Origin of the sequence: Williamsia limnetica (assembly GCF_003217475.1) — a bacterium.
Lineage (GTDB): Bacteria > Actinomycetota > Actinomycetes > Mycobacteriales > Mycobacteriaceae > Williamsia > Williamsia limnetica.
The window spans coordinates 1-2,372 of sequence record NZ_QJSP01000044.1 but is presented as its reverse complement, the minus strand read 5'-3'; the positions used below and the strand labels follow the sequence as shown (position 1 = coordinate 2,372).

The window sequence follows — 2,372 nt, the reverse complement described above, 5'->3', positions numbered from 1 at the left end:
TTCTTCGGCGGGGTGTGGAGAATGATCCGCACCATCGCCCAGGGGCAAAAGGACACCACCAGGATTTTCCCGATCTGGCCCCGTTTCAAGCAGATGATGATCGAGTTCATCGCTCATACGCGCATGGCCAAGTTCCGGACGGTCGGCTGGGCGCACTGGCTCGTGATGGTCGGCTTCCTCCTCGGCGCCCTGCTGTGGTTCGAGGCCTACGGTCAGGTCTTCGATCCAGAGTTCTCCTGGCCGCTGTTCGGCGACACGTTCGCCTGGCACCTGCTCGATGAGATCCTGGGCCTCGGCACCGTCATCGGCATCCTGGTCCTCATCCTCATCCGCCAGCTCAACCACCCCCGGGTGCCCGAACGGCTGTCCCGCTTCGGCGGCTCCAACTTCAGCGCTGCGTACTTCGTCGAGATCGTGGTGCTCCTCGAGGGCCTGGGCATGGTGTTCGTGAAGGCCGGCAAGATCGCCACGTACGGCCACGCGAATGCCGGATCCGACTTCTTCACCATGCAGGTCGCCAAATTGCTGCCCGCCAGCGCGATCATGGTGTCGATCTTCGCTTTGATCAAGCTGATGTCCGGCATGATCTGGCTCGCTGTCGTCGGCCGCAACATCAACTGGGGCGTTGCCTGGCACAGGTTCTCGGCGTTCTTCAACATCTACTTCAAGCGCGAAGACGACGGCGGCGTCGCCCTCGGTGCGGCGAAGCCCATGATGTCCTCCGGCAAGGTGCTCGACATGGAGACGGCCGATCCCGACGTCGACGCATTCGGCGCCGGCAAGATCGAGGACTTCTCCTGGAAGGGCTGGCTCGACTTCTCCACCTGCACCGAGTGCGGTCGCTGCCAGAGTCAGTGCCCCGCATGGAACACCGGTAAGCCACTCTCGCCCAAGCTGCTCATCATGTCGTTGCGCGACCACGGACAGGCGAAGGCTCCGTACCTGCTGGCCGGCGGTAAGAAAGACCTCGGGGGCGACGAGATCGGTCTCGTCGACGCCGACGGAAACGTCCTGCAGGACAAACTTGACGCCATCCCCGAAGCGGCGCGCCTGGAGGCCGAGCGGCCTCTCGTCGGCGCGAGCCAAGGCTCCACCGGCGCCGTCATCGACCACGACACCCTGTGGAGCTGCACGCAATGCGGTGCCTGCGTAGAGCAGTGCCCCGTCGACATCGAGCACGTCGACCACATCATCGACATGCGCCGCTACCAGGTCCTGATCGAGTCGGACTTCCCGAGCGAGCTCGCCGGTTTGTTCAAGAATCTCGAGAACAAGGGCAACCCGTGGGGTCAGAACTCCAAGGACCGCACGAAGTGGATCGACGAGATGGACATCGAGATCCCGGTCTTCGGCCAGGACGTCGAGAGCTTCGAGGGCTTCGAATACCTCTTCTGGGTCGGCTGCGCCGGCGCCTTCGAAGACAGGGCCAAAAAGACCACCAAGGCGGTCGCCGAACTGCTCGACATCGCGGCCGTCGACTTCCTCGTCCTCGGCGAGGGCGAGACCTGTAACGGAGACTCTGCTCGCCGAGCGGGCAACGAGTTCCTGTTCCAGATGCTGGCGCAGCAGAACATCGCGACATTCGACGAGTTGTTCGCCACCGCTCCGCATCAGAAGAAGAAGATCGTCGTCACCTGCGCCCACTGCTTCAACACCCTGGGCAAAGAGTATCCGCAGGTCGGCGGCAAGTATGAGGTCGTCCACCACACGCAGCTGTTGAACCGGCTCGTCCGGGACAAGCGACTGATCCCGGTGGCCGAGGTCAATGAAGACATCACCTACCACGACCCCTGCTTCCTGGGCCGGCACAACAAGGTCTACGGCGCCCCTCGTGAGCTGCTGGCGGCGTCAGGCACCACTCTCAAAGAGATGCCTCGCCACGGTGAGCGGTCGATGTGCTGCGGCGCAGGCGGTGCTCGCATGTGGATGGAAGAGAGCATCGGCAAGCGCATCAACATCGACCGGGTCGACGAGGCACTGACCACCAACCCCAAAAAGGTTGCCACCGGCTGCCCGTTCTGCAAGGTCATGCTGTCCGACGGCGTGACCGCGCAGACCTCGGGCACCGAGCAAGAGGGCAAGGTCGAGGTCGTCGACGTCTCCCAGCTGATCCTCGAGGCCGTCAAGCGCGGCGCCCCGGAGATCAAGCGCGGCGGACGATTCCTCGGCGCAGCGTCGCTGGGCCTGTCGGCTCCGACCATCGAACCCGAAGAGAAGGTCGCCGAGAAGCCCGCACCCGAACCGGCAAAGGCGTCGGCTCCCGCAGCCACCGAGACCAAGGAGAAGCCGAAGGTCGGCGGCGGCCTCGGTATCGGCGGCGGCGCGAAGAAGCCCGGCGGCGGAGCCCCCAAACCGGGTGGCGCAGCGAAGAA

The 2,372-nt window shown here is 64.2% G+C and carries 1 protein-coding gene; it reads left to right on the top strand.

Going from position 1 to position 2,372, the window contains the following annotated elements; genetic code table 11:
• A partial coding sequence (locus DFR67_RS30090) for a (Fe-S)-binding protein (RefSeq protein ID WP_211325204.1) occupies positions 1-2,372 on the top strand: 2,372 nt, incomplete at both ends.